Here is a 25,181-nt window from a genome sequence, read left to right on the forward strand (position 1 = left end):
AACCGGACCCCGAACGAACGATGGGTACCACCATTCGCGATGTGGCGCGGGCGGCAGAGGTCTCGATCGGCACCGTCTCCCGCGCGCTGAAAAACCAGCCGGGCCTGTCCGAAGCCACGCGTGCGCGCATCGTCGAGATCGCGCAGCAGCTCGGCTACGATCCCGCGCAGCTGAGGCCGCGCATCCGCCGGCTCACCTTCCTGCTGCATCGCCAGCACAACCGCTTTCCGGCCAGCCCGTTCTTCTCGCACGTGCTGCACGGCGTCGAGGACGCGTGCCGCGAGCGCGGCATCGTGCCGACGCTGCTCACGGTCGGGCCGAACGACGACGTGCTGCGCCAGATGCGCCCGCACGCGCCGGACGCAATCGCGGTGGCCGGCTTCATCGAGCCGGAGACGATCGAGGCGCTCGCCGCGACCGGCCGGCCGCTCGTGCTGATCGACCTGTGGGCGCCCGGGCTGCGCTCGGTCAACATCGACAACGCGACGGGCGCGGCGCTCGCGATGCGCCACCTGCTCGCCACCGGCCGCACGCGGATCGCGTTCATCGGCGGCTCGCCCGCGCACTACAGCATCGCGCAGCGCGCGATCGGCTACCGGCGCGCGTTCTTCGAGGCCGGCCGGCTGTTCGATCCCGCGTACGAAGTGACGATCGACGCGGGGCTCGATCCCGACACCGGCGCCGCGCGTGCGATGGAGCAATTGCTCGACGCGCCGGGCCCGCGCCCGGAGGCCGTCTTCGCATACAACGACGCGGCCGCGCTCGCCGCGCAGCGCGTCTGCACTGCACGCGGGCTGCGCATTCCCGACGACATCGCAATCGTCGGCTTCGACAACATCCCGGCCGCCGCGCACGCGAGCCCGCCGCTCACGACGCTCGCGGTCGACAAGGAGGCGCTCGGCCGCCGCGGCGTCGAGCTGCTGCTCGCCGACGCGCCCGAGCGCACCGAGATCTCCCTGCCCGTCGAGCTGATCGTGCGGGCCAGCAGCCAGCCCGCCGGCTCCCCGGCACTCGATACCGCCACGGTCACCGAATCATGAACATGCCCCCGGTCCAACCCTGCACGGCCGCGCCGGCCGCCCACACGCAAGCCGCGCCGTTCGTCGCGAGTTTCCGCGATCCGTCGTTCCTGCTGTCGCACATCGAGGACACGCTGCGCTTCTACGCGACGAACGCGTTCGACCCGACGGGCGGCTTCTACCACTACTTCCGCGACGACGGCAGCATCTACAACCGCACGTCGCGCCACCTCGTCAGCAGTTGCCGGTTCGTCTTCAACTACGCGATGGCGTACCGGCATTTCGGCGATCCGCGCCACCTGGAATACGCGCGCCACGGGCTGCGCTTCCTGCGCGACGCGCACTGGGACGACGAACTGCAGGGCTACGACTGGGAACTCGACTGGCGCGACGGCGCGAAGCGCGCGACGCTCGACGGCACGCGCCACTGCTACGGGCTCGCGTTCGTGCTGCTCGCGGCCGCGCACGCGACGATGGCCGGCATCGACGAGGCCCGCCCGCTGATCGCGGCCACCTACGAGCTGGCCGAGCACCGCTTCTGGGATGCGGCAGCCGGCCTGTACGCGGACGACGCGACGCCGAACTGGATCGTGTCGTCGTATCGCGGCCAGAACGCCAACATGCACATGACGGAGGCGCTGCTCGCCGCGTACGAGGCGACCGGCCACCTCACGTACCTCGATCGCGCGGAGAAGCTCGCGTCCCACGTCACGCAGCGCCAGGCCGCGCTGTCGGGCGGGCTCGTGTGGGAGCACTACCATGCGGACTGGTCGGTCGACTGGGACTACAACAAGGAAGACAGCTCGAACATCTTCCGTCCATGGGGCTTCCAGCCCGGACACCAGACCGAATGGGCGAAGCTGCTGCTGATCCTCGAGCGGCACCGCCCGCTCGACTGGCTCGTGCCGCGCGCGGCCGAGCTGTTCGACGCCGCACTCACGCACGCGTGGGACGCCGATCACGGCGGGCTGAACTACGGCTTCGGCCCCGACTTCACGATCTGCGACCACAACAAGTACTTCTGGGTGCAGGCGGAAACCTTCGCGGCGGCCGCGATGCTCGGCGCGCGCACCGGCAGCGAGCGCTTCTGGGACTGGTACGACGAGATCTGGCGCTATAGCTGGGCGCACTTCGTCGATCACCGCTACGGCGCGTGGTACCGGATCCTCACCTGCGACAACCGCAAGTACAGCGACGAGAAAAGCCCGGCCGGCAAGACCGACTATCACACGATGGGCGCGTGCTACGACGTGCTCGCAACCCTCGCCCGCACTCAACGCAGCGAGCCGACGCAATGAGCGGCGGCACGTTTCCGGCTTTCGTGTCGGCGGGCGACATCCTGACCGACATGGTGCGCGCGGGTGACGCGCAATGGACGTCGGTGCCGGGCGGCGCCGGCTGGAACGTCGCGCGCGCGGTCGCGCGGCTCGGCGTGCCGAGCGCGCTCGCCGGTTCGATCGGCGAAGACTGCTTTTCCGACGTGCTGTGGCGCACGAGCGAAGCGGCCGGACTCGACCTGCGCTTCCTGCAGCGCGTCGCGCGGCCGCCGCTGCTCGCGATCGTCCACGAGACACGCCCGCCCGCGTACTTCTTCATCGGCGAAGCGAGCGCCGACCTCGCGTTCGATCCGGCGCGGCTGCCGGCCGGCTGGACCGACCACGTGAAATGGGCGCATTTCGGCTGCATCAGCCTCGTGCGCGAACCGCTCGCCGGCACGCTGGCCGCGCTCGCGGCCGACCTGCACGCGCGCGGCGTGAAGATCAGCTTCGACCCGAACGTCCGGAACCTGATGACGGCCGCGTACCGGCCGACGCTGGAGAAGATGGCCGCGCTCGCCGACCTGATCAAGGTGTCCGACGAGGACCTGCGGCACCTGTTCGGCGGCGACGGCCCCGACGCGATCGGCGCGGTGCGCGCGCTGAACCCGCGCGCGGCCGTGCTCGTCACGCGCGGCGCGCAGGCGGCAACGCTCTACGCGGACGGCGACGTGCATGAAGCCAGCCCGCCGCGCGTCGAGGTGGCCGACACCGTCGGCGCGGGCGACGCGTCGATCGGCGGCATGCTGTTCAGCCTGATGGCCGCGCCGCAGCGATCGTGGCGCGAGCATCTCGTGTTCGCGCTGGCGGCGGGCGCCGCCGCGTGCCGGCATACGGGCGCGCACGCACCGACGCTCGACGAGGTCGTCGCGCTGATCGAACGATGACGGGAAGGACGGTGACCGGACACCGCGACCGGACGCCGTTCGGTCACCGATAAGCGGCGCTGTACATGCTGCGCCGCAGTGCTACGATGAAGTGTCCTTTTGCGGGAGAGCACGATGGACACCAACACGTTCACGAAAGGCATCTACACGGCCAAGGCGCATACCCAGCATGCGGGCAACGGGCAGTTCCAGGGTTACGTGATCCTCGCGCGGGACGACGGGGACGACACCGAGAACACGCGCTACGACGTCCACTCGACGAGTCCCAGCGAGGAAGAAGCGTTCGACGAGGCAAAGGCGCTCGCGCACCGGATCCTCGGCGAAATCGAGCTGTAACGCGCCGCCATTCAGGCGCGGCTCAGAGCAGCCGCGCCACCATCGACAGCAGCATCGTCAGCACCAGCGTCGACATGAACGGGAACGGGTAGCGCCGTCCGCCGAGCGTCAGCGTGACGTCGCCCGGCATCCGCCCGATGCCGAGCTTGCCGAGCCACGGCCAGCAGCGCGTCAGGATCATCACCGCGACGAACGACGTCATCAGCCAGCGCAGCATGTCAGCTCCCGTCAGAGTGCGTGCGAGCGGTCGCCGCGCGCGAACGCGTCGAGCGTGCCGTCGATGCCGCGCGAGAACGCGATCACCTTGAACAGCTCGCCCATCTCGGCCTCGGAGATCAGCTTCTGCACCGCGTTCGCGGCCGGCAGGAACGCGTGGATGTTCGACGGATCGATCGCGGCCAGCGCGTCGGTGATGCCCGCGTTCAGCAGGAAGCGCGCCTGCGACGTGTAGCCGAGCAGGTCGGCGCCGGTGGCGATCGCCGCGTCGTAGATGCCGGTGAATTCGACGTGCGCGGTGATGTCCTGCAGCCCCGGGTACAGGAACGGATCGTCGTGCGCGTGGTGACGGTAGTGGCACATCAGCGTGCCGCGGTCGCGCTGCGGGTGGTAGTACTCGTGTGCGGGAAAGCCGTAGTCGACCAGCAGCACCGCGCCGCGCCCGAGCATCGTGCAGACGGTGCGCGTGAAGGCCAGCGCGGCCTCGTGCGTCTCGGTCAGGTAGCCGTCGCCCGTATCGTCCAGCCCCGCGAGCACCGGCGGCAGGCCGGCCGGCGCGGCCGGGCGGTCTTCGAACACGAACGCCTGGTGCGCGTCGAGCGCGACGCCGCGCTCGTGCCATGCGTCGCCCGCCTTCGCGAACAGCCGCACGGGCATCGCATCGAGCACCTCGTTGCCGACCACGACGCCGTCGAACCGCTCGGGCAGCGCGTCGAGCCAGCGCACCTTCGCGGCAAGCGCCGGCGCGGCGGCCGTGATCGTGTCGCGCTGCCGTTCGCGCAGCTCGCCGGACAGGTCGACGATCAGGTATTCGTCGAGCCCGGCCTCCAGCACGTCGAGCGCCGCGAGCAGCCCGGCCGCGAGCTTGCCGGTACCGGCGCCGAATTCCATCACGCTACGCGTGCCGCTCGCCGCGAGCGCTTCCGCGACCGGTTGCGCGAGTGTCTGCGCGAACAGCGGCGACAGCTCGGGCGCGGTGACGAAGTCGCTGCCGTCGTCGGCGCGGCGCCCGAACTTGCGCGCGCCGCCGCTGTAGTAGCCGAGACCGGGCGCATACAGCGCGCGCTCCATGAAGCGGTCGAACGGCAGCCAGCCGCCGGCCGCCGCGATCTCGTCGCGCAGTTGCGCGGCAAGGGTTTCGGACTGCGCGAGCGCGTCAGGGCCGGGAGCAGGTAAACTAGCGGGTTCGTGAGCTTTCGGGTTCATCCCGGCATTGTAAATGACCGTTTCAGCCGATACGTCGACCCAGCGCGTGGCGCTCGTCACAGGCGCCCTGGGCAGCGCTGCCGACGCCGCGTCGATCGGCCGTGCGCTCGCGACCGGCTTCGCGCGGCACGGCTGGGACGTCGCGCTGCAGCGCAGCCACGGCGCGCCGCACGCGGCCGCCGACGCGCTCGTCGCCGAAGTCGCGGCACTCGGCCGCCGCGCGGTCGTGCTCGACGCCGATCTGGCCCTGGAAGCCGACGCCGCCGCACTCGTCGCCGCGTGCAGCGCGGCACTCGGCCGGCCCGCGTGCGCGGTGTTCGTGAGCGCCAGCGCGGGCGCCGACGACGCCCACACGGTGGACGGCGCGTCGCTCGCCGGCGCCCTCGCGCGCAACGTGACGGCGCCGCTCGCGCTGGCCCGCGCGCTCGCCGATGCGACGCCCGACGCCGCACGCGAGCACGAAGCGCTGCGCGCGTGCGCGATCCACGTACTGGATCAGGCCCTGTTTCACCCTGCGCCGGCGCAGATGTCGCACGCGCTGATGCAGGCCGCGCTGAACCGCGCGACGTCGGCGCTGGCGCTGGCACTCGCGCCGAAGGTGCGGGTCGCGGCGCTCGTGCGCGGCCACGCGCCGCACGCGGACGACATCGCGGCGGCGGCCTGCTATCTCGCGAGCGCGCCCGGCGTCACGGGCGCGACGCTGACCGTCGACGGCGGCGAGCACCTCGTGCCGCCCGCCGCCGGCCCGAATGAATGAACTGCGCGGATCGCGCGGCCTGACTGCCGCCGCCCGCGCCGCTTTGCGTGTGCGCACGCCAATTTGACTGGAACGACCATGTTTTCCGCTCTCCTGCACCCCCGCCTCGCGGACTGCCGCAGGCTCTACCTGCGCGACTACGAAGTGCACATCAACATCGGTGCCTTCGAACACGAGAAGCGCGGCGAGCAGCGCGTCGTCATCAATGTCGACCTGTTCGTGCCGCTCGCGCTGTCCACCCCCGTCGACGACCGGCTGCATGAAATCGTCGACTACGATCTGATGAAGCAGAGCGTCACGCAATGCCTGGCGCGGGGCCACATCCACCTGCAGGAAACGCTGTGCGACGCGATCGCCGCGCGCCTGCTGGCGCACGATGCCGTGCGCGCGGTACGCGTCTGTACCGAGAAACCGGACGCTTATCCGGACTGCGACGCCGTCGGCGTCGAAGTCTTTCGCATCAAGGACGAGGAGCGCGCATGAACGCCCCCCACATGAATGACACGGCGGCCGATGCCGCCCCCCTCGACGCGACCGCCGCGCCGGCCGGCCGCCCGGCGCTGACGCGCCGCGAACAGAAGGACGCGTACGAGAACAACAAGCTGTTCAAGCGGATCGCGCGCCAGGTCGGCCAGGCGATCGGCGACTTCAACATGATCGAGCAGGGCGACAAGGTGATGGTGTGCCTGTCGGGCGGCAAGGACAGCTACGCGATGCTCGACGTGCTGCTGCGCCTGCGCGAGCGCGCGCCGATCGATTTCGACATCGTCGCGGTGAACCTCGACCAGAAGCAGCCGGGCTTCCCCGAGCACGTGCTGCCGGAATACCTGAAGCAGGTCGGCGTGCCGTTCCACATCGAGAACCAGGACACCTACAGCATCGTCAAGCGGCTCGTGCCCGAAGGCAAGACGACCTGCTCGCTGTGCTCGCGGCTGCGCCGCGGGATCCTGTACCGCGTGGCCGGCGAGCTCGGTGCGACCAAGATCGCGCTCGGCCACCACCGCGACGACATCGTGCAGACGCTGCTGCTCAACATGTTCTACGGCGGCAAGCTGAAGGGAATGCCGCCGAAGCTGCAGTCGGACGACGGCAAGAACATCGTGATCCGCCCGCTCGCGTACGTGAAGGAAACCGATCTCGAGAAATACGCGGAACTGCGCGAATTCCCGATCATCCCGTGCAACCTGTGCGGCAGCCAGCCGAACCTGAAGCGCGCGGAAATGAAGGCGCTGATCCGCGAATGGGACAAGCGCTTCCCGGGCCGGGTCGAGAACATGTTCAACGCGCTCGCGAAGGTCGTGCCGTCGCACCTGATGGACACGACGCTGTACCCGTTCCAGTCGCTGCGGGCGACGGGCGAAGCCGATCCGCAGGGCGACATCGCGTTCGACGAGGAGCCGTGCGCGTCGGGCGACGACACCGCGGCGCCGGGCGGCGCCCAACCGATCTCGATCGTCCAGTTCGACGACCTGTAAGCGGGGCCGGAACCCTTGCCGGAACGGCGCGCCAGCCGCCCGTTCCGGCGTTGCAGCCGCGCCGCAGCACGCCCGGATCGACGGGGGCTGCATGCTAAAATGGACGGCTTCGAACTCTTCTGACAAGCTGGCGCCATGAATATCGTGATTTTGGCGGCAGGCACCGGTAAGCGCATGCGTTCCGCGCTGCCGAAAGTGCTTCATCCCCTGGCCGGCAGGCCGCTTCTCTCCCACGTCATCGACACCGCGCGCACGCTGCAGCCGTCCCGGCTGGTCGTCGTCGTCGGTCACGGCGCCGAGCAGGTCCAGGCCGCCGTCGCCGCCCCGGATGTGCAGTTTGCCGTGCAGGCCGAGCAGCTCGGCACCGGCCACGCGGTACGCCAGGCGCTGCCGCTCCTCGATCCGGCGCAACCGACGCTCGTGCTGTACGGCGACGTGCCGCTCACACGCGAGTCGACCTTGCAGCGCCTCGTCGACGCCGCGCGCGAAGGCCGCTACGGGATTCTGACCGTCACGCTCGACGATCCGACCGGCTATGGCCGCATCGTGCGCGACGCGGCCGGCTTCGTCACGCGCATCGTCGAGCAGAAGGACGCGTCGCCCGAGCAGCTGAAGATCGCCGAGATCAACACCGGCATCATCGTCACGCCAACGGCCCAGCTGTCGATGTGGCTCGGCGCGCTGAAGAACGAGAACGCGCAGGGCGAGTACTACCTGACCGACGTCGTCGAACTCGCGATCGAGGCCGGTTTCGAGGTCGTCACCGCGCAGCCCGACGAGGAATGGGAAACGCTCGGCGTGAACAGCAAGGCGCAGCTCGCCGAGCTCGAACGCATCCACCAGCGCACGATCGCCGACGCGCTGCTCGTCGACGGCGTCACGCTCGCCGATCCCGCGCGCCTCGACGTGCGCGGCACGCTGCGCTGCGGCCGCGACGTGTCGATCGACGTGAACTGCGTGTTCGAAGGCAACGTGACGCTCGCCGACAACGTGACGATCGGCGCGAACTGCGTGATCCGCAACGCGTCGGTCGGCACGGGCACGCGCATCGACGCGTTCACGCACATCGACGGCGCCGAGCTCGGCGCGCACACCGTGATCGGCCCGTACGCGCGGCTGCGCCCGGGCGCGCAGCTCGCGGACGAAGCGCACGTCGGCAACTTCGTCGAGGTGAAGAACGCGGTGATCGGCCACGGCTCGAAGGCGAACCACCTGACGTACATCGGCGATGCCGACATCGGCGCGCGCGTGAACATCGGCGCGGGCACGATCACCTGCAACTACGACGGCGCGAACAAGTTCCGTACCGTGATCGAGGACGACGTGTTCGTCGGCTCCGACACGCAGCTGGTCGCGCCGGTGCGCGTCGGCCGCGGCGTGACGATCGCCGCCGGCACGACGGTCTGGAAGGACGTGGCCGACGGCCTCCTCGCATTGAACGAGAAGACGCAGACCGCAAAAAGCGGCTACGTCCGCCCGGTCAAGAAGAAAAGTTAACACCATGCGGGTGCCCCAGGGCGCCCGCTTCCCTATAGAAGGTAGATTTCATGTGCGGCATTGTCGGCGCAGTTGCGCAACGTAATATCGTTCCGGTGCTGATCGAAGGATTGCGGCGCCTCGAGTACCGTGGCTACGACTCGTGCGGCGTCGCCGTGCTCGAGCCGGACGCGCCGAAGCGCGCGCGCAGCGTTGCGCGCGTCGCCGATCTCGACGCACAGGTGCGCGAATCGCACGTCGAAGGCACGACGGGCGTCGCACACACGCGCTGGGCGACGCACGGCGCGCCCGTCACGCACAACGCGCACCCGATCTTCTCGTCGAACGCGCTCGCGCTCGTCCACAACGGCATCATCGAGAACTTCGAATCGCTGCGCGAAGCGCTGCGCGCGAAGGGCTACGAATTCGTGTCGCAGACCGACACCGAAGTGATCGCCCACCTCGTGCACAGCCTGTATCGCGGCAACCTGTTCGACGCGGTGCGCGAGGCGGTCGGCCAGCTGCACGGCGCGTACGCGATCGCCGTGATCCACAAGGACCAGCCGCACACCGTCGTCGGCGCGCGCCAGGGTTCGCCGCTCGTGGTCGGCCACGGCGACGGCGAGAACTTCCTCGCGTCCGACGCGCTCGCGCTCGTGGGCAGCACCGACCGCTTCACGTTCCTCGAGGAAGGCGACGTGTGCGAGCTGTCGCTCGACGGCGTGAAGATCGTCGACCGGAACGGCGCGCTCGCGCAGCGCGAGATCCGCGTGGTCAGCACCTACGGCGGCGCGGTCGAACTCGGCCCGTATCGTCACTTCATGCAGAAGGAAATCTTCGAGCAGCCGCGCGCGATCAGCGACACCGTGCCGCAAACGGACGCATTCGACGCGACGCTGTTCGGCGACGCCGCGCCCGCCGCGTTCGCGAACATCGACAGCCTGCTGATCCTCGCGTGCGGCACGAGCTACTACTCGGGCCTGACCGCGAAGTACTGGCTCGAATCGATCGCGAAGATCCCGACGCAGGTCGAGATCGCGAGCGAATACCGCTATCGCGAATCGGTACCGAACCCGCGCCAGCTCGTGCTGGTGATCTCGCAGTCGGGCGAGACGGCCGATACGCTCGCGGCGCTCAAGCACGCGCAGTCGCTCGGCCACACGCATACGCTGGCCGTCTGCAACGTCGCGACGAGCGCGATGGTGCGCCTCACCGAAATGCAGTTCCTGACGCACGCGGGCACCGAGATCGGCGTCGCGTCGACCAAGGCGTTCACGACCCAGCTCGTCGCGCTGTTCGTGCTGGCCGCGACGCTCGGCAAGCTGCGCGGGCACGTCGACACCGCACAGGAAGCGGAATTCCTGAAGCAGCTGCGCCACCTGCCGGCCGCGCTGAACAGCGTGCTCGCGCTGGAGCCGCAGATCATCGCGTGGTCGGAGGAATTCGCGCGCAAGGAAAACGCGCTGTTCCTCGGCCGCGGGCTGCACTACCCGATCGCGCTCGAAGGCGCGCTGAAGCTGAAGGAAATCTCGTACATCCACGCCGAGGCCTATCCGGCCGGCGAACTGAAGCACGGGCCGCTCGCGCTCGTCACGGAAGCGATGCCGGTCGTCACGGTCGCGCCGAACGACACGCTGCTCGAGAAGCTGAAGTCGAACATGCAGGAAGTGCGTGCGCGCGGCGGCGAGCTGTACGTGTTCGCCGATGCCGACACGCAGATCGTCAACGACGACGGCCTGCACGTGATCCGGATGCCGGAGCACTACGGGCAACTGTCGCCGATCCTGCACGTCGTGCCGCTGCAACTGCTCGCGTATCACACCGCGTGCGCACGCGGCACCGACGTCGACAAGCCGCGGAACCTCGCGAAGTCGGTGACGGTGGAGTAAGCGGTACCCGGCCGGGATGGCCCTGCGGGGCCGTTCCGGTGGCGCGTCGATGTCCAGCCGGCCGCTCGTGGCCGTTTGGCCAGGTCGAAATATGTACCACGTAGTGGTATATAATTCTGTGCTAACTCGACCGGCCCGACATGCCTGCTTCCGTACGACGCGTCTTCAAGACGAAATGGTTTCACAAGGCAGCCAGAAAAGCAGGAATCGCCGATGCCGAGCTCTGCCGCGCAATCCGGGAGCTGGCGCGCGGCCAGGGCGTCGATCTCGGCGGCAACGTCTGGAAGAAGCGCCTGGACGGCAACCGTCAGCGCGGGATCGTGCTGGGCAGGATCGGGCAGGCGTGGGTGTTCGTGTTCCTGTTCGCGAAACGCGATCGGGACGACATCGACGAACGCGAACTGCGCGCCTTCAGAAAGCTCGCGGTCGATGTCGGGCATCGCACCGACGCCGACCTCGCGACGCTGATCGCACTGAAAGAGCTTGTGGAGATTTGCAATGGCTAAGAGTCGGTTCAAGAGCGACGCAACGGAGGCGATCCACAGCGCCGCGTCCGGTCTTTATCGCGCCAGCCTGATCGACAAGAAGACGATGCGCGAATACGACGACCTCTGCATCGAAGCCGCCCCGCAGTTCGCGCCGGAAGCGATCGCCCGCATCCGCAAATCGGTCAATGTCAGCCAGAGCGTGTTCGCGCTCTACCTGAACACGACGACGTCGACGATCCGCCAATGGGAACAGGGCGACAAGCGGCCGAGCGGCATCGCCGCGCGCATGCTGCAGATCGTCGAGAAGCACGGGCTCGAGGTGTTCTCCTGAGCACGCCATCCCGCCTCGCAGGCCGCCTCGTGCGCCAACAAGAATTTGACGGAGAGACCATGGTAAGACTGTTGGGATGCGGAGTGCTGGCACTGACGTTCGCGTCGACGGGCTGGGCAGCCGAGCACTATGTCGAGGTCTGGAACCCGCCCGAGGCGCGGTTGCCGGCCGCGCACGCGCCGGCGGCACGCAAAGGTGCCGACGCCCCCGCCGCCACGACGACGAAACACGCCGCCGTGCCGCCGAAGGCCGTCGCGAAGCCGCCGCACAAGCGTCACGTCGCGCAAACCGCGCAGGCCGTGAAAGCCGGTTCGCATCGTCCGCCCGCAGCCGCGGCCGAGGCACCGGCCGCCCCGCGCCCCGTCGCGCAGCCCGCACCGGGCCGCCTGACGGTGATGCAGCCGGCTGCGCCCGATGCGCAGCACGCGCTAAACTTCTCAAACATCCCGCGTCAATACACGCCGGACGGCAACGTGCTGCAGGTCGGCACGCACGGCCGCTCCGCGGAGGTGACTCGATAATGGAAGCGCAAACCTACCACGGCTACCAGATCTGGGGCCACGCGATCCTGCAGCAGGACGAGATCCTGCAGCCCGAGCGCTTCGCGGCGAGCGGCACGATCACGCAGAACAACAAGCTGGTCGAGGCATCCGGCGTGCTCGGCGTGTTCGACACCGAGGACGACGCGCGCGATGCGGGGCTCGAATGGGCCCGCGCATGGATCGACAGCCACCGCTGACCGGGCGCGGCGGGCGCCACCCGCGTGCGGCTGCCCAGGCCGCGCACGGGCCGGCCGCGAACCGCACATGAAAAAAGGGGCGTCCATGACGCCCCTTTTTTATTCGAACCTGAACCACTCAGGCCACCGGTCGTGGCGGCCGCACCGCCGCCTGCGGCCGGCCGACGAGCCGTGCCAGCCCGACAATCGCGGCCAGCGTCGCGAGATACGCGACGATCTGGATTCCCGCCGGGCGCGCGGTATAGCCGACCAGCGTATGCAGCGCCTTGCCGACGATGCTCGAATCCTTGAGCAGCCACGACGTATCCCAGATCACATCGCCCCACGACGGCACGAGGCCAGCCGAGAGCAGGAAACCGACGCACTGGCTTGCCATCCCCGCCGCGAGCAGCACGATCAGCCAGTTGGTGACGGAGAACAGGCGCTTCAGCGGAATCTGCAGCAGGCCCGCATACATCCCGTAGCCGAGCCCGGCGCCGCCCAGCACGCCGAGCAACCCGCCGACGATCATCTGCGGCGTCTGCCCCGGATCGCCCGCCGCGATGCCGTACAGGAACAGCACGGCCTCGGAACCTTCGCGCAGCACGGCGACGCCGACCACGATCGCCAGCCCCGTCAGCGGCTTGCTGCCGGCCGCGACGGCACGTCCGACCTCGGTCATCTGCATCGCCATCTCGCGACCGTGCCGGCTCATCCAGATGCTGTGCCACGCGAGCATCAGCGTCGCGACGAACATCACGCCCGCGTTGAAGACCTCCTGCCCCATGCCGGACGCCCACTGCGAAATCACGTCGGCGAACGCGGCGATCAGGCCGGCGCCGATCACGCCGCCCACCAGCCCGCTGCCGACCCACCAGCCGCGTCGCGGCACGCCCTTCGTGGCGGCCATCACGATCGACACCACCAGCGCGGCCTCGAGCACTTCACGAAAGACGATCAGAGCGGTAGACAACATGGCGATATCGGCTTACTTGACGGTCAGGTGCGTCTTCGACTGCGCTTCGTGATACTCGTCGTGGAATTCGTACGTGCCGGCCTTCAGCGGCCCGACCAGGATCTCCACCGACTTGCCGGCGGGCACGACCTTCTCCGCCTTGAAGTCGTCGCTCTCGAATTCGGCGGGCGTCGCGTCGAGGTTCTTCACGACGAACTTCACCTTCTTGCCGGCCGGGATCGTCACGCCGTCCGGCGAAAACTTGTGATCCTTCAGGGTCAGGTTGACGACATCGTCGGCCGCGAAGGCGGACGTTGCCGATGCGCCCAGCAGCGCCAGCGCGAAGCCGAAAGCAAAACGATTCATAGGGGTAACGAAATGAAATATCGAAGGGAGCTGATACTAAGATCGATTCGCATTTTCACCTCGCGTACCCTTACTCGCAATAGGGTGATCGCGCTTCATGGATCGACGTCGCGCGTTGCCCGGCAAGGCATTCGCCCTGCGTCGCCCGGAACGCTTCGCCGTCAATCAGGACAAGTGCCGAATGACGTCAAAGGCCCGATCGATATTCGTCAGACTTCATCTTTACAACGCGCTGTCGCCCGATCCAGGCGCAACACTGATTCCCGGCGACGCGCGCACGCTTGACCTTCCCACTATGGCAAGCTTCATGCTGTCGATGCTTGTCAATCGTCAACTCAGGAGAACACGATGGAATTCGAAGTCCAGGACATGACCTGCGGCGGCTGCGCCAATGCCATCACCCGCGCGGTGACGGCCGCCGATCCCGCCGCGAAGCTCGACATCGACGTCGCGGCGAAGATCGTCAAGGTCGAATCGGCGCAAGGCGCCGAGCGCGTGCAGTCGATCATCGAAGCAGCCGGCTTCCACCCTGCGCTGCGCGCCGCATAACGCGCGCCCGCCGCGGGTGCGGGCACGCCGTCGTACGGCGCCGCGCCCGCACCCGGCAGCGCGTCAGCGCAGCCGGATCAGCGTCGACTTCAGCTCGGTGTACTTCTCGAGCGCGTGCAGCGACTTGTCGCGACCGTTGCCCGACTGCTTGTAGCCGCCGAACGGGAAGTTCATGTCGCCCCCCTCGTCGTAGCAGTTCACCCAGACGGTGCCCGCACGCAGCCGGCGCGACACGTCGTGCGCGGTCGTCAGGTTCGACGTCCACACGGCCGCGGCCAGCCCGTATTCGGTGTCGTTCGCGATCCGCACGGCCTCGTCGACGTCGTCGAACACGATCACCGACAGCACTGGCCCGAAGATCTCCTCGCGCGCGATCTTCGCATCCGGTTTCACCTCGAACACCGTCGGCTCCACGTAGAAGCCGCCCGTTTCCGCCTTCACGCGCGCACCGCCGGTGACAAGCTTGCCTTCACTGCGCCCGGCCTCGATATAGCCGAGCACACGCTCGAGCTGGATGCCGTCGACGATCGCGCCCATCGACACCGACGGATCGAGCGGATTGCCGGGCACGTACGCACGCGCGGCCGCGACGAGCTTCTCGATGAATGCGTCCTTGATGTCGCGATGCACGAGCAGCCGGGAACCTGCGGTGCACATCTCGCCCATGTTGTAGAAGATCGCGCCGGCGGCAGCCTGCGCCGCACGGTCGAGATCGGGACAATCGGGCAGCACGATGTTCGGCGACTTGCCGCCGAGTTCGAGCCACGCGCGCTTCAGGTTCGACTGCGCGGCGTACTGCATGATCAGCTTGCCGACCGCCGTCGAGCCTGTAAACGCGATGCAATCGACGTCGCGATGCAGCGCGAGCAGCTTGCCGGGCTCGCCCGCGCCCGGCACGACGTTGAACACGCCGGCGGGAATGCCGGCCTCGTACGCGAGTTGCGCGACGCGGATCGCGGTCAGCGGCGATTTCTCCGACGGCTTCAGCACCACGCTGTTGCCGGCCGCGAGCGCGGGGCCGAATTTCCACGCGGCCATCAGGATCGGGAAGTTCCACGGCACGACGGCGGCCACCACGCCGACCGGCTCGCGCGTGACGAGGCCGACGAGATGATGATCGGCCGGCGCGACCTCGCCACCCACCTTGTCGATCGCTTCCGCAAACCACTCGACGCAGTACGCGGCGCCCGGCACGTCGACCGTCGTCGTGTCGCCGATCGGCTTGCCGGCGTCGAGCGTTTCGAGCAGCGACAGTTCGTCGAGATGCTCGCGCATCAACGCGGCCCAGCGCAGCAGCACGGCCTTGCGCGCACGCGGGTTCAGCCCGGCCCATACGCCCGCATCGAACGCGCGGCGCGCGGCCGCAACGGCCGCGTTCACGTCGGCTTCGCCGCAATCGGCGACCTTCGCGAGCACGCGGCCGTCGATCGGGCTCACGCAGTCGAATGTCTTGCCGCCATGCGCATCGCGCGACGCGCCGTCGATGAATGCGCGCCCTTCGATCTCGAGCGACGCCGCCTTGTCCTGCCAGTCAGCCAAAGTCAACTTGTTCATCAGGATGCCTCAGTTTTTTGGCATTCGCGATGCGGCGCGCCGCTGCGCGTGACGCGCAGCCGGCCGGCAACGAATGCAGTGACGCGCGGTGGAAAGGTCAGAAGGTCGCCGGCGAATTGGCCGAAACGACCTCGCAGATCAGGTCCGCGCTGGGATTGCGAAAACGGTGCGGCAAACGGCTTTCGAAGTAGTAGCCGTCTCCGGGGTCGAGCAGCCACGTCGCGCCGTCGACGGTCAGCTCGAGCCGGCCCGACACGACGACACCGCCCTCGTGCCCCGCGTGCACGAGCATCTCGGGCCCCGTGTCGGCCTGCGGCTGGTAGATCTCGCGCAGGATGCACATGTTGCGGTCCTTCATGCTCGCGCCGACCAGATGGAACGCAAGCGTTTCGTTGCCGAGGTTCGGCATCTCGTCACGACGCGACACGACCGAACGCGAATCGACGAGCTCGAACGTGAAGAACTCCGCGAGACTCATCGGGATGCATTCGAGCAGCTTCTTCAGCGAGCCGACCGACGGGCTCACACGGCCCTGTTCGATCAGCGAGATCGTGCCGTTGGTCACGCCGGCCCGCTTCGCGAGTTCGCGCTGCGACAGGCCATGCTTGTTGCGCACGAAACGCAGGCGCTCGGCGACTTCGGTAGACATCGATTCGGTTTCGGACACGATAAGTGCGATGACAAAGTGAAACGACGCGTTGGACAGCCGTTGAATATTCTAATCACTTTATGCCGCGCATCAGCGGGGAAAACCCTGAAAGGCGTTCGAAATAATGAACACCCTGTCGATTATTCCGTTTACGAATCTTTTGTTCGCACTGCTCGGGAAAGCCCTGATGCAACACCGTTAAAAAACATTTGACGCCGTTTTTGGCTCGTATATGCTGGCTCTCAGGTTAGCGTCATCAAGCTTTCATGGGCAGCAAAAACGTTATTGCAACGCAAAAATTGATGCCCATCAATGTAAATAACGCGTAACCGGCGCCTTGATTATTTTAAACGCCTAGCGCGTCGAAACGGTCAGGTGTTCAATACTTTCAACAACCCAGTCGAGTGTAATCGTGAGAGTCCGTGGCCCTCTGGTGAGGTGGGATCGAGGCGATGTGCGAAGTTTGCGCAGCGCGGCGTCCGCTTCCGACGACGGCAGTTGCGGCTGGCATAGTCCTCGCCTGCTTCATCTGTCGATCTACACCATCCTGTCCCGTCGTTCCGTTCGGCGTCACAACGCCGTTTCCGCACGCGCCTTCGTTGCCGTCGATACCGACGAAGTGGCGTCGCTGCTGCCGTAGCGCCTCTCCTTTCTTTACGTCGTTCGTTTCATCTGCCGATTCGCCAACCGCATCGTCCGTGCGGTGACGGAACGCGTTCGCGCATGCGTTGCTGCGTCGCGTATCGCCATGAAATGAACGACGGCCTGATCGTCGCGCGCAGCGCGGATCGCCACACCATCCCGTTGCGCCCATTCACCAGCGGCCCTGCGTCTCGCGCAAGGCTGCGGGGTTGTTGCACGCCGGCGTTTCGCCACATCCGGCAAGACGTAAGCGACAACCCTCCGGATAACTGATTGACGTCATGGAAAGAAGGAAACCTCTCGTCGGCATCACCGCCGACCACACGCAAATCGGCGCACACGCGTCGCACACGGTCGGCGACAAGTACGTCGCCGCGATCGTCGACGGCGCGCAAGCGTTCGCGATGGTCCTGCCCGCCCTCGGCGATCGCCAGTCGGTCGACGACGTGCTCGACACGGTCGACGGCCTGCTGTTTACCGGCAGCTACTCGAACGTCGAGCCGCACCTGTACGGCGGCGAACCGAGCGCACCGGGCACGAAGCACGACCCGGCCCGCGATGCGACCACGCTGCCGCTGCTGCGCGCGGCGATCGCCGCGGGCGTACCCGTGCTGGCCGTCTGCCGCGGCTTCCAGGAGCTGAACGTCGTCTGCGGCGGCACGCTGCACCAGCGCGTGCATGAAGTGCCGGGCTTCGCCGATCACCGCGAAGACGACGACGCGCCGATGGACACGCAGTACGGCCCCGCGCACGTCGTGCGCCTGACGCCCGGCGGCCAGCTGCACGCGCTCGCCGGCGGCCGCGACGAAGTGCACGTGAACTCGCTGCACAAGCAGGGCATCGCCCAGCTGGGCTCCGGCCTCGCCGTCGAGGCCGTCGCACCGGACGGGCTGATCGAAGCCGTGAGCGTCGTCGACGCACCGGCTTTCGCCCTGGCCGTGCAGTGGCATCCGGAATGGCGCCATGCGCAGGACCCGCTGTCGAGCGCGATCTTCCGCGCCTTCGGCGACGCCTGCCGCGCCCGCCGCGCCGCCCGCACGCGTGCCACGGCCGCCGCCGCGCTCGCCTGAGCGCGCCGACCCAAACCAACGAGAACAGACATGCAAGACATCGAAGATTTTCTGAAGCAGCACCGGATCACCGAAGTCGAGGCGATCATTCCCGACATGGCCGGCATCGCGCGCGGCAAGATCACGCCGCGCAACAAGTTCACGTCCGGCGAATCGATGCGCCTGCCGCAAGCCGTGATGGTGCAGACCGTCACCGGCGAATATCCGGAAGACGGCTCGCTGACCGGCGTGACCGACCCCGACATGGTGTGCGTGCCCGACGCGTCGACGATCCGCCTGATCCCGTGGGCCATCGACCCGACCGCGCAGGTGATCCACGACTGCGTGCACTTCGACGGCTCGCCGGTCGAGATCTCGCCGCGCTACGTGCTGCGCCGCGTGCTCGACCTGTACAAGGCGAAGGGCTGGAAGCCCGTCGTCGCGCCCGAGCTCGAGTTCTACCTGGTCGACATGAACAAGGATCCCGACCTGCCGCTGCGTCCGCCGGTCGGCCGTACGGGCCGCCCCGAAACGGGCCGCCAGTCGTATTCGATCGAGGCCGTCAACGAGTTCGACCCGCTGTTCGAGGACATCTACGAGTACTGCGAAGCGCAGAACCTCGACATCGACACGCTGATCCACGAAGTCGGCGCCGCGCAGATGGAGATCAACTTCATGCACGGCGACGCGCTGTCGCTGGCCGACCAGGTGTTCCTGTTCAAGCGCACGGTGCGCGAGGCCGCGCTGCGTCACAACATGTACGCGACGTTCATGGCCAAGCCGATGGAAGACGAACCGGGTTCGGCGATGCACGTGCACCAGAGCATCGTCGACGAGGAAACGGGCCATAACCTGTTCACGTCGCAGGAAACCGGCGGCGCGACGTCGATGTTCTACAACTACCTCGCGGGCCTGCAGAAGTACACGCCGGCCCTGATGCCGATCTTCGCGCCGTACATCAACTCGTACCGCCGCCTGTCGCGCTTCATGGCTGCACCGATCAACGTGCAGTGGGGCTACGACAACCGCACGGTCGGCTTCCGCATCCCGCACTCGAGCCCGTCGGCACGCCGCATCGAGAACCGCATCCCGGGCGTCGACTGCAACCCGTACCTCGCACTCGCCGCGACGCTCGCGGCCGGCTATCTCGGCATGACGCAGCGCCTGGAGCCGACCGAGCCGCTCGTCAGCGACGGCTACGACCTGCCGTACCAGCTGCCGCGCAACCTCGAGGAAGGGCTCACGCTGATGGCCGCCTGCGAGCCGCTCGGCGAGATCCTCGGCCACAAGTTCCTGAAGGCGTATTTCGCGCTGAAGGAAACCGAATACGAAGCGTTCTTCCGCGTGATCAGCTCGTGGGAACGCCGCCATCTGCTGCTGCACGTCTGAGCGTGCGCCCAACCGAATACGGAATCACGGAGGAAACATGACGTACCGCAACGAATCTGCCTGGATCCAGCCCGCCGCCCCCACCGCCACGGCCGCCGCACCGCGCGCGGCGCAGGCGCGCACGACCGCCGAATACCGCGCGCTCGACGCCGCGCACCACATCCATCCGTTCTCGGACATGGGTGCGCTGAACCGCGCGGGCAGCCGAGTTATCGTGAAGGCCGACGGCGTCTACCTGTGGGACTCGGACGGCAACAAGGTGATCGACGGGATGGCCGGCCTCTGGTGCGTGAACGTCGGCTACGGCCGCAAGGAGCTCGCCGACGCCGCCTATCGCCAGCTCCAGGAACTGCCGTTCTACAACACGTTCTTCAAGACCACGCACCCGCCGGTGATCGAACTCTCCGCGATGCTCGCGGAAGTCACGCCGAAGGGCTTCAACCACTTCTTCTATTGCAACAGCGGCTCGGAAGGCAACGACACGGTGCTGCGCCTCGTGCACCAGTACTGGCGCGTGCAGGGCCAGCCGCAAAAGAAATACGTGATCTCGCGCAAGAACGGCTATCACGGCTCGACGATCGCCGGCGGCACGCTCGGCGGGATGGGCTACATGCACGAGCAGATGCCGTCGAAGGTCGAGAACATCGTGCACATCGACCAGCCGTATTTCTTCGGCGAAGCGGCGGCCGGCGAAACGCCGGAAGCGTTCGGCCTGGCCCGCGCGCAGCAGCTCGAAGCGAAGATCCTCGAACTCGGCGCGGAGAACGTCGCCGCATTCATCGGCGAGCCGTTCCAGGGCGCGGGCGGCGTGATCTTCCCGCCGTCGACGTACTGGCCGGAAATCCAGCGGATCTGCCGCAAGTACGACATCCTGCTGGTTGCCGACGAAGTGATCGGCGGCTTCGGCCGCACCGGCGAATGGTTCGCGCACCAGCACTTCGGCTTCGAGCCGGACCTGATCACGATGGCCAAGGGCCTCACGTCGGGCTACGTGCCGATGGGCGCCGTCGGCATTCACGAGCGCGTCGCGCGGCCGATCATCGACAACGGCGAATTCAATCACGGCCTCACGTACTCGGGCCACCCGGTCGCGGCGGCCGTCGCGGTCGCGAACCTGAAGCTGCTGCGCGACGAAGGGATCGTCGAGCGCGTGAAGAACGACACGGGCCCGTACTTCCAGGCGCTGATGCGCGAAACCTTCGCGCGTCACCCGATCGTCGGCGAAGTGCACGGCCACGGCCTCGTCGCGAGCCTGCAGCTCGCCGAATCGCCGGCCGAACGCCGCCGCTTCGCGAACGGCGGCGACGTCGGCACGATCTGCCGCGACTTCTGCTTCAACGGCAACCTGATCATGCGTGCGACCGGCGACCGGATGCTGCTGTCGCCGCCGCTCGTGATCTCGCGTCCGGAAATCGATGAACTCGTATCGAAGGCGAAAAAAGCAGTCGATGCAACCGCCCAGCAACTGGGTATTTCGTAACGGTTTTGTCTACAGGCGTGCGGCGGGCGCCGCACGCCGCCATAACCAGGGGAATTCCACCATGCGTGCCTGCTTTCTTCGCCAAGCCTGTTCTGTTGCCGCCCTTGCCGCCGCGGCCGCGTTCACGTCGGTCGCCAGCCCGACGGCGCACGCGGCCGACGAGCTGAATGTCTACAACTGGTCCGACTACATCGCACCCGACACGATCCCGAACTTCCAGAAGCAGACGGGGATCCACGTCAAGTACGACAACTACGACAGCGACGACACGCTTCAGGCGAAGCTGCTGGCCGGCAGTTCGGGCTACGACATCGTCGTGCCGACGTCGAACTACATGGCCAAGCAGATCCAGGCCGGCGTGTACCAGAAGCTCGACAAGTCGAAGCTGCCGAACCTCGCGAACCTCGACCCGCTGCTGATGAAGATGATCGCGGATGCCGATCCGGGCAACCAGTACGGCGTGCCCTGGGCCTACGGCACGGACGGCATCGGCTACAACGCGCAGGCGGTGAAGAAGGCACTCGGCGACAAGGCGCCGGTCGACAGCTGGGCACTGGTGTTCGACCCGGCCAACATGGAAAAGCTGAAGGGCTGCGGCGTGTCGTTCCTCGACCAGGCCGTCGACGTGTTCGCCGCCACGCTGCAATACATGGGCAAGAACCCGAACAGCACGAACCCCGGCGATTACCAGGCAGCCTTCGAAGTCCTGAAGAAAGTCCGCCCGTACATCACCCAGTTCAACTCGTCCGGCTACATCAACGACCTCGCGAACAACGACGTGTGCGTCGCGCTCGGCTGGTCGGGCGACGTCGGCATCGCGCATCGCCGCTCGGCCGAAGCCAAGCGTTCGTACGACATCAAGTTCTCGAACCCGAAGGAAGGCGGCCTGCTGTGGTTCGACGTGATGGTGATCCCGAAGGATGCACCGCACCCCGAGGCCGCACTGAAGTGGATCAACTACGTGTCCGATCCGAAGGTCAACGCGGCGATCACCAACACGGTGTTCTACCCGACTGCCAACAAGGCTGCGCATCAGTTCGTCACGCCGAGCGTCGCGCAGGACCCGACGGTCTACCCGCCCGAAGACGTGCTGAAGAAGATGGTGCTGATGAAGCCGATGCCGGCCGACATCCTGCGCCTCCAGAACCGCCTGTGGGCCCAATTGAAGACCGGCCACTGATCGCCCTGCATTCCGGCGGCGCAGGCATCGCTTCACGCCTGCCCGCCTGAGATCCGCGGACCTCCGTCCGCCCGCGCGCGCCGCGCGCACTGTTCCATCCGGCACGAGCCGTCGTCCGCGAGTCGCGTTGCGCGCCTCGTGCGGGGACGCTCACGCCTGCAATCCGTGAAGAACGAATGGTGACTCCCATGCAATCGATACCCTCTTCCGCTGCTGCACGACAGACCCAACCGGCCGCCGCGGCCCGTACGCAAAACGACGCGTTCGTGCGCATCGAAAACGTCGTGAAGAAATTCGGCGACAGCACGGCCGTCGACAACGTGAACCTGACGATCGCCAAGAACGAGCTGTTCGCGCTGCTCGGCAGCTCGGGCTGCGGCAAGTCGACGTTGCTGCGCATGCTCGCCGGGCTCGAGACGGCCACCTCCGGCAAGATCTTCGTCGACGGTGAAGATCTTGCGTCGCTGCCGCCGTACCGCCGTCCGGTGAACATGATGTTCCAGTCGTACGCGCTGTTCCCGCACATGACGGTCGAATCGAACGTCGCGTTCGGCCTGAAGCAGGAAGGCACGCCGAAGCACGAGATCAAGGAGCGCGTAGCCGACGCGCTCGCGCTCGTGCAGATGAGCAAGTACGCGCAGCGCAAGCCGCATCAACTGTCCGGCGGCCAGCAGCAGCGTGTCGCGTTGGCCCGCTCGCTGGTCAAGCGCCCGAAGCTCCTGCTGCTCGACGAGCCGATGTCCGCGCTCGACAAGAAGATCCGCCAGAAAACCCAGCTCGAACTCGTGAACATCATCGAGAAGGTCGACGTGACTTGCGTGATGGTCACGCACGACCAGGAAGAGGCGATGACGATGGCCAGCCGCCTCGCGGTGATGAGCGAAGGCAAGATCGTGCAGATCGGCGCGCCGGGCGAGGTGTACGAGTTTCCGAACAGCCGCTTCTCGGCCGAATTCATCGGCTCGACGAACCTGTTCGAAGGGCGCGTGGTTGAAGACGAGCCCGACCACATCTTCGTCGAAAGCGACGACCTCGAAGCGCGCATGCACGTGAGCCACGGCATCACGGGCCCGCTCGGGATGCCGGTCGGCATCTCGGTGCGCCCGGAACGCATTCACGTGTCGCGCGAGAAACCGAGCTCGAAACACAACTGGGCGCGCGGCGTCGTGACCGACATCGCGTACATGGGCAGCTACTCGCTGTACCACGTGCGCTTGCCGAGCGGCAAGACGGTGGTGTCGAACCTGTCGAGCTCGCACCTGATGAACGACAGCGCACCGGCGTGGAACGACGACGTGTTCGTGTCGTGGTCGCCGGCCAGCGGCGTCGTGCTGACGCAGTGAGGACGCCACGATGAGAACCTCCGCCTCCAATCCGTCCGCGCCGGTGCCGACCGGCGCCGCGAGCGCCGGCACCGGCCGCGCCCGCCCGGGCCGCTTTGCCGCGCTGTCGCGCTTCCTGCCGTCGGGCCGCAGCGTTGCGATCGGCGTGCCGTTCCTGTGGCTGGCCGTGTTCTTCGCGCTGCCGTTCGTGCTGGTGCTGAAGATCAGCTTCGCCGACCAGGTGATGGGCATTCCGCCGTACACGTCGCTCGTCGAGATCAAGGACGGCGTCGTGCACTTCGCGCTGCAGCTGTCGCACTACGCGTTCCTGCTGCAGGACGACCTGTACATCGCGACCTACCTCAGCTCGCTGAAGATGGCCGCCGTGTCGACGGTGCTGTGCCTGTTGATCGGCTATCCGATGGCGTACTACATCGCGCGCTCGGAACCGAATCGCCGCAACGTGCTGATGATGGCCGTGATGCTGCCGTTCTGGACGTCGTTCCTGATCCGCGTGTACGCATGGATCGGCATCCTGAAGGACGACGGCCTGCTGAACCACACGCTGATCGCGCTCGGCATCATCCACACGCCGCTGCGCCTCTACCACAGCGATGCCGGCGTCTACATCGGGATGGTCTATTCGTACCTGCCGTTCATGGTGATGCCGCTGTACGCGCACCTCGTGAAGATGGACCTCACGCTGCTCGAAGCCGCGTACGACCTCGGCGCGAAACCGTGGGTCGCGTTCACGCGGATCACGCTGCCGCTGTCGAAGAACGGGATCATCGCCGGCAGCCTGCTGGTGTTCATCCCGGCGGTGGGCGAGTACGTGATTCCGGAACTGCTCGGCGGCGCCGACACGCTGATGATCGGCCGTGTGATGTGGGATGAATTCTTCAACAACATGGACTGGCCGATGGCGTCCGCAGTGACGGTCGCGATGGTGCTGCTGTTGCTGGTGCCGATGGCGCTGTTCCAGTACTACCAGGTCAAGGAACTGGAGGACGCGAAATGATCAAGCCGAGCAAACCGCTGTCGACGGGCGTTCTCGCCTTCGGCTTCCTGTTCCTGTACATCCCGATCATCAGCCTGATCGTGTACTCGTTCAACGAGTCGAAGCTGGTGACGGTGTGGTCGGGCTTCTCGCTGAAGTGGTACTCGGCGCTGCTGGACGACGACGAGCTGCTGACCGCCGCATGGCTGTCGCTGAAGATCGGCTTGCTGACCGCCACCGCGTCGGTCGTGATCGGCACGTGGGCGGGCTTCGTGCTCGCGCGCTTCGGCCGCTTCAAGGGCTTCACGCTGTACACGGGGATGATCAACGCGCCACTGGTGATTCCGGAAGTGATCCAGGGCATCTCGCTGCTGCTGCTGTTCGTGGCGCTGGAGCAGATGTTCGGCTGGCCGAAGGGCCGCGGGATGGTGACGATCTGGATCGGTCACGTGATGCTGTGCGTGTCGTACGTGGCGATCATCGTGCAGTCGCGCGTGAAGGAGATGAACAAGTCGCTCGAAGAGGCAGCGCTGGATCTGGGCGCGACGCCGCTGAAGGTGTTCTTCGTGGTGACGCTGCCGCTGATCTCGCAGGCGCTGCTGTCGGGCTGGCTGCTGTCGTTCACGCTGTCGATCGACGATCTGGTGCTGTCGGCGTTCCTGTCCGGGCCGGGCTCGACGACGCTGCCGCTGGTGGTGTTCTCGCGCGTGCGGCTGGGGCTGAACCCGGAGATGAACGCACTGGCGACGCTGTTCATCACGGCCGTGACGATCGGCGTGATCGTCGTGAACCGGATGATGATCGCGCGCGAGCGGCGCCGCATGGCCGACATGAAGGCGGCGTTCGCGGTGGCGTGACGCCCCGCCACCCGCGTCAAATATAACAAGGACTGCAGACAAGCAAGACGCGCTGCCCCAGGGGGGGCGCGCGATTCG

At 67.1% G+C, this 25,181-nt stretch carries 28 protein-coding genes; 22 read left to right on the plus strand and 6 right to left on the minus strand.

The genetic code is table 11. From position 1 onward, the window contains the following. The first annotated feature begins 20 nt into the window (after nt 1–20). The 4 genes from ACN8ZM_RS15985 (at nt 21) to ACN8ZM_RS16000 (ending at nt 3,558) form a co-directional block, all read left to right on the plus strand. Nucleotides 21–1,040 (plus strand): LacI family DNA-binding transcriptional regulator, encoded by a 1,020-nt coding sequence (locus ACN8ZM_RS15985; protein WP_043187009.1) that lies wholly within the window; start codon nt 21–23, stop codon nt 1,038–1,040. Beyond that, entirely contained in the window at nt 1,037–2,317 is a 1,281-nt protein-coding gene (locus tag ACN8ZM_RS15990) for an AGE family epimerase/isomerase (RefSeq protein WP_301769902.1), read from the plus strand. Before ACN8ZM_RS15985 ends, ACN8ZM_RS15990 begins: the two co-directional genes overlap by 4 nt. Next, the gene (locus ACN8ZM_RS15995) at nt 2,314–3,222 is read left to right on the plus strand and encodes a carbohydrate kinase family protein (protein WP_043187005.1); all 909 of its coding nucleotides are present in this window, start codon (nt 2,314–2,316) and stop codon (nt 3,220–3,222) included. Before ACN8ZM_RS15990 ends, ACN8ZM_RS15995 begins: the two co-directional genes overlap by 4 nt. A 114-nt stretch (nt 3,223–3,336) precedes the next feature. After that, on the plus strand, nt 3,337–3,558 hold the full coding sequence (locus tag ACN8ZM_RS16000) for a hypothetical protein (RefSeq protein ID WP_011353424.1): 222 nt from the start codon (nt 3,337–3,339) through the stop codon (nt 3,556–3,558). 22 nt (nt 3,559–3,580) lie between these two features. Here the strand turns inward: ACN8ZM_RS16000 and ACN8ZM_RS16005 are convergent, their stop codons facing one another. Beyond that, the gene (locus ACN8ZM_RS16005) at nt 3,581–3,775 is read right to left on the minus strand and encodes a DUF2905 domain-containing protein (protein ID WP_039355363.1); all 195 of its coding nucleotides are present in this window, start codon (nt 3,773–3,775) and stop codon (nt 3,581–3,583) included. An 11-nt stretch (nt 3,776–3,786) separates the two neighbouring features. After that, a complete protein-coding gene (locus tag ACN8ZM_RS16010) occupies nt 3,787–4,980 on the minus strand; it encodes a class I SAM-dependent methyltransferase (protein WP_420210289.1) in 1,194 nt (397 codons plus the stop codon). A gap of 13 nt (nt 4,981–4,993) precedes the next feature. Between ACN8ZM_RS16010 and ACN8ZM_RS16015 the strand changes: the two genes are divergently transcribed. The 9 genes from ACN8ZM_RS16015 (at nt 4,994) to ACN8ZM_RS16055 (ending at nt 12,135) form a co-directional block, all read left to right on the plus strand. Further along, a complete protein-coding gene (locus tag ACN8ZM_RS16015) occupies nt 4,994–5,737 on the plus strand; it encodes an SDR family oxidoreductase (RefSeq protein ID WP_420210290.1) in 744 nt (247 codons plus the stop codon). Nucleotides 5,738–5,815: 78 nt separating this feature from the next. Then, entirely contained in the window at nt 5,816–6,220 is a 405-nt protein-coding gene (locus tag ACN8ZM_RS16020; RefSeq protein WP_043186999.1) for a dihydroneopterin aldolase, read from the plus strand. Further along, nucleotides 6,217–7,212, plus strand: a complete 996-nt coding sequence (gene ttcA / locus ACN8ZM_RS16025; RefSeq protein ID WP_043186997.1) for a tRNA 2-thiocytidine(32) synthetase TtcA — start codon at nt 6,217–6,219, stop codon at nt 7,210–7,212. The genes ACN8ZM_RS16020 and ttcA overlap by 4 nt, the downstream gene beginning before the upstream one ends. A 135-nt stretch (nt 7,213–7,347) precedes the next feature. After that, a complete protein-coding gene (glmU, locus tag ACN8ZM_RS16030) occupies nt 7,348–8,709 on the plus strand; it encodes a bifunctional UDP-N-acetylglucosamine diphosphorylase/glucosamine-1-phosphate N-acetyltransferase GlmU (protein WP_043186996.1) in 1,362 nt (453 codons plus the stop codon). Between the two features lie 50 nt (nt 8,710–8,759). Continuing rightward, a complete protein-coding gene (gene glmS / locus ACN8ZM_RS16035) occupies nt 8,760–10,577 on the plus strand; it encodes a glutamine--fructose-6-phosphate transaminase (isomerizing) (RefSeq protein ID WP_420210291.1) in 1,818 nt (605 codons plus the stop codon). A gap of 140 nt (nt 10,578–10,717) precedes the next feature. Further along, nucleotides 10,718–11,083 carry a type II toxin-antitoxin system RelE/ParE family toxin gene (locus ACN8ZM_RS16040; protein ID WP_205824502.1) on the plus strand — a complete coding sequence of 122 codons (366 nt, stop codon included), beginning with the start codon at nt 10,718–10,720 and terminating at the stop codon, nt 11,081–11,083. Beyond that, nucleotides 11,076–11,396: a helix-turn-helix domain-containing protein gene (locus ACN8ZM_RS16045; RefSeq protein WP_089451389.1), complete on the plus strand. Its 321-nt coding sequence runs from the start codon at nt 11,076–11,078 to the stop codon at nt 11,394–11,396. The genes ACN8ZM_RS16040 and ACN8ZM_RS16045 overlap by 8 nt, the downstream gene beginning before the upstream one ends. 59 nt (nt 11,397–11,455) lie before the next feature. Beyond that, nucleotides 11,456–11,917 carry a hypothetical protein gene (locus ACN8ZM_RS16050; RefSeq protein ID WP_420210292.1) on the plus strand — a complete coding sequence of 154 codons (462 nt, stop codon included), beginning with the start codon at nt 11,456–11,458 and terminating at the stop codon, nt 11,915–11,917. Further along, nucleotides 11,917–12,135 carry a hypothetical protein gene (locus tag ACN8ZM_RS16055; RefSeq protein WP_011353435.1) on the plus strand — a complete coding sequence of 73 codons (219 nt, stop codon included), beginning with the start codon at nt 11,917–11,919 and terminating at the stop codon, nt 12,133–12,135. The genes ACN8ZM_RS16050 and ACN8ZM_RS16055 overlap by 1 nt, the downstream gene beginning before the upstream one ends. Before the next feature lie 118 nt (nt 12,136–12,253). Here ACN8ZM_RS16055 and ACN8ZM_RS16060 read toward each other — a convergent pair whose 3' ends face one another. Further along, nucleotides 12,254–13,090: an FTR1 family iron permease gene (locus ACN8ZM_RS16060; RefSeq protein WP_043184596.1), complete on the minus strand. Its 837-nt coding sequence runs from the start codon at nt 13,088–13,090 to the stop codon at nt 12,254–12,256. A 12-nt stretch (nt 13,091–13,102) separates the two neighbouring features. After that, on the minus strand, nt 13,103–13,435 hold the full coding sequence (locus tag ACN8ZM_RS16065) for a cupredoxin domain-containing protein (protein WP_011353437.1): 333 nt from the start codon (nt 13,433–13,435) through the stop codon (nt 13,103–13,105). Nucleotides 13,436–13,783: 348 nt separating this feature from the next. Between ACN8ZM_RS16065 and ACN8ZM_RS16070 the strand changes: the two genes are divergently transcribed. After that, nucleotides 13,784–13,984: a heavy-metal-associated domain-containing protein gene (locus ACN8ZM_RS16070; protein ID WP_011353438.1), complete on the plus strand. Its 201-nt coding sequence runs from the start codon at nt 13,784–13,786 to the stop codon at nt 13,982–13,984. A 63-nt stretch (nt 13,985–14,047) separates the two neighbouring features. On the opposite strand, the gene ACN8ZM_RS16075 is transcribed toward ACN8ZM_RS16070, so the two are convergent. Both ACN8ZM_RS16075 and ACN8ZM_RS16080 read right to left on the minus strand, forming a co-directional pair. Beyond that, the gene (locus tag ACN8ZM_RS16075; RefSeq protein ID WP_043184601.1) at nt 14,048–15,538 is read right to left on the minus strand and encodes an aldehyde dehydrogenase; all 1,491 of its coding nucleotides are present in this window, start codon (nt 15,536–15,538) and stop codon (nt 14,048–14,050) included. 97 nt (nt 15,539–15,635) lie between these two features. Further along, entirely contained in the window at nt 15,636–16,187 is a 552-nt protein-coding gene (locus tag ACN8ZM_RS16080; protein WP_420210293.1) for a cupin domain-containing protein, read from the minus strand. A 454-nt stretch (nt 16,188–16,641) separates the two neighbouring features. Here ACN8ZM_RS16080 and ACN8ZM_RS16085 point away from each other — a divergent pair, with 454 nt between their 5' ends. From ACN8ZM_RS16085 to ACN8ZM_RS16120, 8 genes are all read left to right on the plus strand, one after another. Further along, nucleotides 16,642–16,827, plus strand: coding sequence for a hypothetical protein (locus tag ACN8ZM_RS16085; protein WP_043184603.1), 186 nt, complete (start codon nt 16,642–16,644; stop codon nt 16,825–16,827). A gap of 283 nt (nt 16,828–17,110) precedes the next feature. Next, nucleotides 17,111–17,899, plus strand: coding sequence for a gamma-glutamyl-gamma-aminobutyrate hydrolase family protein (locus tag ACN8ZM_RS16090; protein WP_043184605.1), 789 nt, complete (start codon nt 17,111–17,113; stop codon nt 17,897–17,899). 30 nt (nt 17,900–17,929) lie between these two features. Further along, entirely contained in the window at nt 17,930–19,267 is a 1,338-nt protein-coding gene (locus tag ACN8ZM_RS16095; protein WP_043184609.1) for a glutamine synthetase family protein, read from the plus strand. A 37-nt stretch (nt 19,268–19,304) separates the two neighbouring features. Next, nucleotides 19,305–20,747, plus strand: coding sequence for an aspartate aminotransferase family protein (locus ACN8ZM_RS16100; protein ID WP_420210294.1), 1,443 nt, complete (start codon nt 19,305–19,307; stop codon nt 20,745–20,747). A gap of 61 nt (nt 20,748–20,808) precedes the next feature. Further along, a complete protein-coding gene (locus tag ACN8ZM_RS16105) occupies nt 20,809–21,927 on the plus strand; it encodes a polyamine ABC transporter substrate-binding protein (protein WP_175025869.1) in 1,119 nt (372 codons plus the stop codon). A 188-nt stretch (nt 21,928–22,115) separates the two neighbouring features. After that, a complete protein-coding gene (locus ACN8ZM_RS16110) occupies nt 22,116–23,270 on the plus strand; it encodes an ABC transporter ATP-binding protein (RefSeq protein WP_420210295.1) in 1,155 nt (384 codons plus the stop codon). 10 nt (nt 23,271–23,280) lie between these two features. Then, nucleotides 23,281–24,267 carry an ABC transporter permease subunit gene (locus ACN8ZM_RS16115; protein ID WP_043178743.1) on the plus strand — a complete coding sequence of 329 codons (987 nt, stop codon included), beginning with the start codon at nt 23,281–23,283 and terminating at the stop codon, nt 24,265–24,267. Next, nucleotides 24,264–25,103 carry an ABC transporter permease subunit gene (locus tag ACN8ZM_RS16120; RefSeq protein WP_043178742.1) on the plus strand — a complete coding sequence of 280 codons (840 nt, stop codon included), beginning with the start codon at nt 24,264–24,266 and terminating at the stop codon, nt 25,101–25,103. Before ACN8ZM_RS16115 ends, ACN8ZM_RS16120 begins: the two co-directional genes overlap by 4 nt. The last annotated feature ends 78 nt before the right edge of the window (nt 25,104–25,181 follow it).

It is taken from the genome of Burkholderia aenigmatica (assembly GCF_048627025.1).
In the GTDB taxonomy this organism is placed as follows: domain Bacteria; phylum Pseudomonadota; class Gammaproteobacteria; order Burkholderiales; family Burkholderiaceae; genus Burkholderia; species Burkholderia aenigmatica.

Bases quoted from the DNA above. Each gene is read 5' to 3' on its own strand.
- ACN8ZM_RS15985 (WP_043187009.1), top strand. From the start codon at position 21: ATGGGTACCACCATTCGCGATGTGGCGCGGGCGGCAGAGGTCTCGATC.
- ACN8ZM_RS15990 (WP_301769902.1), top strand. From the start codon at position 1,037: ATGAACATGCCCCCGGTCCAACCCTGCACGGCCGCGCCGGCCGCCCAC.
- ACN8ZM_RS15995 (WP_043187005.1), top strand. From the start codon at position 2,314: ATGAGCGGCGGCACGTTTCCGGCTTTCGTGTCGGCGGGCGACATCCTG.
- ACN8ZM_RS16000 (WP_011353424.1), top strand. From the start codon at position 3,337: ATGGACACCAACACGTTCACGAAAGGCATCTACACGGCCAAGGCGCAT.
- ACN8ZM_RS16005 (WP_039355363.1), bottom strand. From the start codon at position 3,775: ATGCTGCGCTGGCTGATGACGTCGTTCGTCGCGGTGATGATCCTGACG.
- ACN8ZM_RS16010 (WP_420210289.1), bottom strand. From the start codon at position 4,980: ATGAACCCGAAAGCTCACGAACCCGCTAGTTTACCTGCTCCCGGCCCT.
- ACN8ZM_RS16015 (WP_420210290.1), top strand. From the start codon at position 4,994: ATGACCGTTTCAGCCGATACGTCGACCCAGCGCGTGGCGCTCGTCACA.
- ACN8ZM_RS16020 (WP_043186999.1), top strand. From the start codon at position 5,816: ATGTTTTCCGCTCTCCTGCACCCCCGCCTCGCGGACTGCCGCAGGCTC.
- ttcA (WP_043186997.1), top strand. From the start codon at position 6,217: ATGAACGCCCCCCACATGAATGACACGGCGGCCGATGCCGCCCCCCTC.
- glmU (WP_043186996.1), top strand. From the start codon at position 7,348: ATGAATATCGTGATTTTGGCGGCAGGCACCGGTAAGCGCATGCGTTCC.
- glmS (WP_420210291.1), top strand. From the start codon at position 8,760: ATGTGCGGCATTGTCGGCGCAGTTGCGCAACGTAATATCGTTCCGGTG.
- ACN8ZM_RS16040 (WP_205824502.1), top strand. From the start codon at position 10,718: ATGCCTGCTTCCGTACGACGCGTCTTCAAGACGAAATGGTTTCACAAG.
- ACN8ZM_RS16045 (WP_089451389.1), top strand. From the start codon at position 11,076: ATGGCTAAGAGTCGGTTCAAGAGCGACGCAACGGAGGCGATCCACAGC.
- ACN8ZM_RS16050 (WP_420210292.1), top strand. From the start codon at position 11,456: ATGGTAAGACTGTTGGGATGCGGAGTGCTGGCACTGACGTTCGCGTCG.
- ACN8ZM_RS16055 (WP_011353435.1), top strand. From the start codon at position 11,917: ATGGAAGCGCAAACCTACCACGGCTACCAGATCTGGGGCCACGCGATC.
- ACN8ZM_RS16060 (WP_043184596.1), bottom strand. From the start codon at position 13,090: ATGTTGTCTACCGCTCTGATCGTCTTTCGTGAAGTGCTCGAGGCCGCG.
- ACN8ZM_RS16065 (WP_011353437.1), bottom strand. From the start codon at position 13,435: ATGAATCGTTTTGCTTTCGGCTTCGCGCTGGCGCTGCTGGGCGCATCG.
- ACN8ZM_RS16070 (WP_011353438.1), top strand. From the start codon at position 13,784: ATGGAATTCGAAGTCCAGGACATGACCTGCGGCGGCTGCGCCAATGCC.
- ACN8ZM_RS16075 (WP_043184601.1), bottom strand. From the start codon at position 15,538: ATGAACAAGTTGACTTTGGCTGACTGGCAGGACAAGGCGGCGTCGCTC.
- ACN8ZM_RS16080 (WP_420210293.1), bottom strand. From the start codon at position 16,187: ATGTCTACCGAAGTCGCCGAGCGCCTGCGTTTCGTGCGCAACAAGCAT.
- ACN8ZM_RS16090 (WP_043184605.1), top strand. From the start codon at position 17,111: ATGGAAAGAAGGAAACCTCTCGTCGGCATCACCGCCGACCACACGCAA.
- ACN8ZM_RS16095 (WP_043184609.1), top strand. From the start codon at position 17,930: ATGCAAGACATCGAAGATTTTCTGAAGCAGCACCGGATCACCGAAGTC.
- ACN8ZM_RS16100 (WP_420210294.1), top strand. From the start codon at position 19,305: ATGACGTACCGCAACGAATCTGCCTGGATCCAGCCCGCCGCCCCCACC.
- ACN8ZM_RS16105 (WP_175025869.1), top strand. From the start codon at position 20,809: ATGCGTGCCTGCTTTCTTCGCCAAGCCTGTTCTGTTGCCGCCCTTGCC.
- ACN8ZM_RS16110 (WP_420210295.1), top strand. From the start codon at position 22,116: ATGCAATCGATACCCTCTTCCGCTGCTGCACGACAGACCCAACCGGCC.
- ACN8ZM_RS16115 (WP_043178743.1), top strand. From the start codon at position 23,281: ATGAGAACCTCCGCCTCCAATCCGTCCGCGCCGGTGCCGACCGGCGCC.
- ACN8ZM_RS16120 (WP_043178742.1), top strand. From the start codon at position 24,264: ATGATCAAGCCGAGCAAACCGCTGTCGACGGGCGTTCTCGCCTTCGGC.